At 73.3% G+C, this 6,139-nt stretch carries 5 protein-coding genes; 2 read left to right on the forward strand and 3 right to left on the reverse strand.

The genetic code is table 11. The features are described 5' to 3' along the window. A partial coding sequence (locus H0X00_RS20640) for a helicase-associated domain-containing protein (protein ID WP_293774409.1) occupies window positions 1–2,065 on the reverse strand: 2,065 nt, incomplete at its 3' end. Between the two features lie 106 nt (window positions 2,066–2,171). Here H0X00_RS20640 and H0X00_RS20645 point away from each other — a divergent pair. Continuing rightward, the gene (locus tag H0X00_RS20645; RefSeq protein ID WP_293774411.1) at window positions 2,172–3,056 is read left to right on the forward strand and encodes a hypothetical protein; all 885 of its coding nucleotides are present in this window, start codon (window positions 2,172–2,174) and stop codon (window positions 3,054–3,056) included. Between the two features lie 7 nt (window positions 3,057–3,063). Here the strand turns inward: H0X00_RS20645 and H0X00_RS20650 are convergent, their stop codons facing one another. Beyond that, entirely contained in the window at window positions 3,064–3,963 is a 900-nt protein-coding gene (locus H0X00_RS20650; protein ID WP_293774412.1) for a sucrase ferredoxin, read from the reverse strand. Window positions 3,964–4,150: 187 nt separating this feature from the next. On the opposite strand from H0X00_RS20650, the gene H0X00_RS23990 reads away from it, so the two are divergent. Further along, window positions 4,151–4,534, forward strand: coding sequence for a cold-shock protein (locus H0X00_RS23990; RefSeq protein ID WP_367186713.1), 384 nt, complete (start codon window positions 4,151–4,153; stop codon window positions 4,532–4,534). Window positions 4,535–4,697: 163 nt separating this feature from the next. Here the strand turns inward: H0X00_RS23990 and H0X00_RS20660 are convergent. After that, window positions 4,698–6,139 (reverse strand): hypothetical protein (locus H0X00_RS20660; protein WP_293774413.1); only part of this gene is annotated, 1,442 nt, incomplete at its 5' end.

Here is a 6,139-nt window from a genome sequence, read left to right on the forward strand (position 1 = left end):
GGGTGGGACGGTCGGAGAGCACCGGACGCGGGGCTGAGCGCGGGCCGGTGCGGCGGGCGTCGGGGCGGCGCAGCACGACGGCGCCGGCGGAGGACTCTGCGGCCGGGGCGTAGCCGAGCTCGCGCAGCGTGGACAGTAGGGTGTCGACCGCGACCGAGGCGATCGCCACCGTCGGGGCCAGCTTGCGAAGCCCGAGCTTGACCGCCCGCCGGTCCGAGACCAGTTCGGCGATCACCGCTTCGTCATCGCAACGCAGGTAGGCATCCGCGGTCCCGACCCGGATCCGGCCGTGCCGGCGGGCGACGTCGTCGACCAGGTAGGTCAGCGGCTGCGGCACCGGGGTCCTGGACGCGCGGGCGAACAGGTCGTGCAGGTCGCCCGCCCCGCGGCCGGCGTCCAGGGCGCGGCGGATCGAGGCGTCGGAGAACCGGTACACCGTCGCCCCGCCGGTGGACTCGACGTCGGCGGCCAGCGCCAGGTCGGTGGCGAGGGAGCGGACCAGCGGGCCGGGGGCGATCGCGGTCAGGTCGGCTTGCAGCATCACGTGGTCCAGCGGCTGCGGCAGCTGGGCGGACAGGCGGTTCGCGGCGGCCTCGGAATCGCCGGCGAGCAGGGTCCGACCGAACGAGGTCAGCGCACCCCGCCCGATGACGCCGAGCAGTTCGGCCTCGGCCAGGGTCCAGCTCACCAGGTTCGGGCGCAGCGAGCCGCCCCGGCGGGGCCGGTGCCAGGTCAGTCGGGCCAGCACGTCGACGGCCGAAGCAGTGGAACCGGGAGGCAGGTCGGCCAGTTCGGTCAGCACCCCGAGCCGGATCTCCGGCGCGACCCCACGGTCCAGTTCCTTGCCGAGCGCGCTCAACGCCTTGTCCTTGGCGTCGCTCCGCGACCCGATCAGGCCCACCACGCGGCTGGAGTCCAACCACGCCCCGGCCAGGGCGGCCCAGCGCCGGCCGGTGCCGAAGGCGCGCCAGCGATCGAACTCCGGCGTGGGCAGCCAGTTCTCCGAGCTGCCGGACCCGTCGGGTGCGATCAGCCCGGCGACGTAGGCGGTCTCCACCAGCAGGGCGGCGGCGTAGACATCGCCGTCGAGGGCGGCCTGCACCCGCTTGAGGTCCCGTACCCCGAGCCCGCCGCCGCCGGTGCGCAGGGCCATCGGCGGGTCGATGGCCCACTCGTCGAGCAGGTCCTCGACCTGACGCACGAAGGCCATCGCCTGCCCGGCTGCGGCCCGGTCGGCCACGTCCACGCCGATCTGACGGTACGTCAGGGCGGGAGGCGTCAGCTGGGGCGAGGGGTGCAGTGCGCCGCCGCGCAGCGCGACGGCAACCTCGGCCGGTAGCACCGCACGGTCGGTGTCGAGCGCGATCAGGATGCCGCGGGCCAGCAGCCACTCGAGTGGACCGGTAGCGGTCGCGGCGGAGACCTCGCGGTCCGCACGGCCGATCGCGCCGACGCCGCCCCCGGTGTCCAGTTCGGCCAGCAGGATCCGGGCCGCCGGCGGTGCCTCGGCCAGCAATCTCCCGAGGACCGCGGGGTCGCCGAGGTGATCGGCCAACGCGGCGAGGGCGGAGGGCGGGTCCGGCGCGCCAGGCAGGCGAAGGTCGGCCAGCAATTGGGCCAGTCGGGTGAGGCGGTAGCCGGCCGCGGCCTGGGCGAGCGCCGGCCCGGTGCCGCCGGGGCCGGGGCCGAGGAGTTCGCGCACGGTCCGCACCACGCGCAGGTTGTCGTCAGGACCCCAGACCAGGGCCCGCACGCGCAGCGCATCGAGCGCGTCCCGGACCGCCGAGGTCGGGGCGGGGACGAGGCGCTCCAGCCTCGCCAGGGTGCCGGGGTCGCCCTGGTGGGCCACCCCGTCGAGGACCTGCAGGGTGAAGCGGTCCAGGGCGTCCAGGGCGCGGGCCACCGAGGTGCGGGTGGTCGCCCGGGCGACCAGGTTCGTCATGTCCGTCGGCACCGGGGACACCAGGTCGGGGCGGGCGCCGAACAGGGCCTCCAGGCCCTCGTCGTCGCGCGCCCGCAGCTCGTCGGCGAGCGTGCGCACGCCCGCGCTGAACCCGGTGCTCATCCGGTCCACGTTACGCGGCGCCGGTGGCGGGTGCATGACGCGCAATCGCGCAGGCCACACGCGGCCAATGCGGTTATCGGGGCGCTGCGGGGGCCATGATCGTCCCGTGGGGATGTTGCCGGGCGACGAACTCGTCGCCGACTACCTCGCCCGGGCCGGCCGGGCCGCGGCTTCCGCGTTGGCGCCGGCGGACTGCGTCACCGTCGTCGAGGAGGTCGGGCGCAGGGTCCGGGCCCAGGTCGGCGCCCCGCCCCGGTGGGATCTGAACGGCACCCAGGCGCGCCTGGCGGAGCTGGGCGAGGCCGAGGATCTGGTCGATGCGGTGGGCCGCGAGCTGTTCCCGGACGCCTTTGAGGACGCCTTTGAGGACGCCTTCGAGGACGCCACCGAAGACGACGAGGCTGACGAGCTCGAGCTCCCGCTGCCCCCGCCGCTCATGCCGGTGGAGAACCCGACGCTGGACCTCGGCGGCGTCCCGCGTCCCGTGCTGCCGGCGCAGAGCGGGGCCCGGGTGTCCGAGAACGCGGGCGGCGGCTCGCAGCGCGGCCCGTTCCGCCCGCTGTTCCGCGACGAGGAGACCCAACGGACCCGGCCGCTGGGCCCGGACGAGTCGGTCGGACGGGAGAGCCTGTCCGGCCTGAACCGTCTCGGCTGGGAGCTGGTCGCCCTGGTGGTGCTCGCCGTCGGGGTGTTCCCGTTCGGTTATCTCGGCTGGGTGCTCGGCGCAGTGCTGATCAGCCGGTCGCGGTACTGGGAGATCTCGGACAAGGTCCGGGTCCTGATCGGGATGCCGACGGCGGCGCTCGGGATCGCGGTGCTCTGGTCCTGGCTGCAGTCGACGCAGATCCAGGAGTCCAACAACTCCGCGACCCGCCTGTCCGAGGCCGGGGACTCCCTCGCCGACAGCTTCGCGGTGCTGCCGGAGCTGTGCGGGGTGCTCGGGGCGATCTACCTGGCCTATGCCCTGGTCCGCGACCACCACGCAGGCTGACGGACCGTCAGGCCGCGAGGTGGGTCTCGATCGAGACCAGCACGTGGGTGTCCGGCCGCTCAAGTTCGCTGGCGTCGCAGGACAACGCGCGGGCGCAGAAGCTGAGCGCCTTGCGCACAGTGACCGAGACCAGGCGCCCGGCGACCAGCAGGTCGACCCGGGTGGTGACGTCGTCGATCTTGACCGCGCCCTGGTGCGCGACCGCGGCCACGTCGACGATGCCGAACTCCGAGCGGGCGAACCATTCCGCGGACTGCGCGACACCGGGCAGACCCGCCTTGCCGCGGTAGTGCGTGAGCACGACCTCCCCGCGCAGGGAGGCCGCGGCGACCGCCGGGCCGGAGCTCGGGTCCAGGGCCCCGTGGTAGATCCCCTCCGGCAGCGTCACCGAGGTGGCGGCGAACCGATGCCCGCCGAGGTGGGTCGTCTCCCAGACGGCGTCACCGAGCTCCCGGGCCAGCGCGTCCGCGGCTGGGCGGCCGGCGTGTGCGCAGCAGGCATCGTGCCGGCCGTGGGCGCAGACCAGGATGATCCGGTTGCCCTCGACGGACCCGAAACCCAGGTCTTCCCCGCCGGCGAACGCTTCCAGGTCCAGGTCGAGAATCTCGCGTAGGTCGGCGACCTCGGCCCCGCGCAGCCACGGCGCCGCCCCGCTGTGGGCGAGGTAGACCTGGTGCGGGCTGCGCCGGCGGCCCCGGGTGCGGCGGATGAGCTGGGGTCGGATCTTGAGCTTGCGGGCTTTCGCCATGAACGCGACGACCTCGGCCGGCAGATCGGTGTCGGTCTCCTCCGCCGGCCACGGGCCGGGGTGCTCAAGCAGCAGCCAGCCCCTGGGCGCGGTCGGAGCCGAGCCGTGCAGGGGCTCCTCAAGGGCGACGCGCAGCACGCCGCAACGAAGGTCGCTCACGGCCGTGCCCCGGTACCGGTCGGCAGGGCCACTGAGCAAGGCTAGGTGCGGGCACGTTCGGCTTTCCGGCGATCACGGAGGGTCGTGAGGAACGCTCGAGCCAACTCGTGAGGCACGAATCGGCCTGCCCAGGTAGCCTCGGCGTCCGACGAGCGTCTCAGCTCTCCACGATCCCGCGAGGTTCAGCGTGCCCACCGGCAAGGTCAAGTGGTTCGACAACGACAAGGGCTTCGGGTTCGTCTCCCAGGAGTCCGGCCCGGACGTCTATGTGCACAAGGACGCCCTGCCCGCCGGTGTGGAGACGCTCAAGCCCGGTGCCCGGGTGGAGTTCGGTATCGCCCAGGGCCGCCGCGGTGACCAGGCCCTCTCGGTACGGATCCTCGACCCGATTCCCTCGGTCGCCAAGGCGCTGCGCAAGGACCCCGAGGAGATCGCGGTCCTGCTCGAGGACATGATCAAACTGCTCGACGGACTGTCCAACTCCTACCGTCGCGGCCGCCGGCCCGCCGCGGCCGAGGGCAAGAAGATCGCCGCCCTGATGCGCGCGATCGCCGACGACGTCGAGGGCTGATCCGATTCCTCCGGCGAGTCCTCTTGTTTCGGGCCGTTCGGGCGAAAGCACCACGCGACGGCAAAGCGGCGCTTAGCCTCGTCCTGAACGTCGGGGGAACCGGCGTCGGCGGCGCTGCCGGTTGAGTGCGACTCCTCGGGCCCGCAGATCGTCTGCAGCTGAATCAGTAGTTCTCGTCGACCCGGTTGCGGGTCGGCGGGAACTCGTGCGGCCCGGACGGCGGCGGGGTCTGGTGCGCTGTTCCCGGGGGTGTGCCCGGGTGCTCACCCGGGCTGTCCGGCATGGGCTTGGGTGCCTTGGCCCGGTCCCGGCTCAGCTTGCTGTGCCTCAGCATCTCTGCCGTCAGACCGATCATGAACAGCCCGGCCACCGCGAAGGTCAGTCCGCCTCGCAGCGGCAGCGCGATCCCGATCGCGCCGCCGATCACCCAGAACAGCTGCAGCCGGGTCTCACTGCGGGCGAAGGCCGAACTCTGCACGGCCTCCGCGACGTCGCGCTGGATCATCGAGTCCAGCGCGAGCTTGCCCAACGTCTGCGCGAACCCGACCACGAAGCCGGCGGCCAGCACGACGGCGATGTCGTACCAGATCGCGGCGGCGAAGATCGCCACGATGTCCGCGGCCAGCACGGTGACGATCACGACCTCGGGGCCGCGCGTCTTGAGCAGGCTGCCGATCGCCGTGCCGGCCGCGCTGCCCACCCCCGCCGCGCCGATCACCAGGCCGAGCTGCAGGTTGCCGTTCATGTCGCCGATCGGGTGCTCCCGCAGCAGGAAAGCCAGATACAGCGTCAAGAACCCGGACAGTCCGCGGAACGCGGCGTTGGCGCGCACGCCCATGTCCACCGACGGCCCGACGTAGCGGCCCTTGGTGCCGGCCCCGCCGGTGAAGGTGGCAGTGGGCTGATGCTTGTCCGAGTCGATCCGCGGCGGCAGCCGCAGCGAGAGCACGACGCCCACGCCGAACAGCACCGTCGCGATGCGCAGCGTCCACTCGGGGCCGGTCACGCTCTGGATCGGGGCGGCGATCGCGGTCGCCACGGCGGCGGCAGCCAGGCCGGCCATGTTGGTCCAGGAGTTCGCCCGGACCAGGGGGATGCCGGGTGGCAGCAGGCGGGGCACCCCCGCGGCCTTGACGAGGACGTAGGCCTTCGACGCCATCAGGATGCCGAAGGCGCCGGCGTAGATGAACAGGTCGGCGTCCTCGACGCCGCCGGCGATCGTCCACGCCAGGACGGCGCGGGCGAGGAAGCTGGCCGCGAGCGCCCACCGGCGCCCGGAGCGGAACTTGTCGAGCAGAGGGCCGATCAGCGGGGCCAGCAGAGCGAAGGGCACCATCGTGATGATCAGGAACATCGCGACCCGGCCCCGGGCCTGGTCGGCGTCGCTCGGGTTGAAGAACAGCGTCCCGGCCAGCGCGACGGTGACCAGGATGTCGCCGGCGGCGTTCAGCCCGGACAGTTCGGTGAGCTTGGCCATCCCGGACTCGCCGGCGCCCTGGGCGTTGGTCGCCCGGCGCACCGTGCGGCGGGTGGCGTTGCTGGCCTTCGCGCTCGCCCGGGCGGTGCTCTTGGCCGCCATCCGCCAGGCCGCGAACAGCCCGAGTT

Source organism: Sporichthya sp. (assembly GCF_013815995.1).
Lineage (GTDB): Bacteria > Actinomycetota > Actinomycetes > Sporichthyales > Sporichthyaceae > Sporichthya.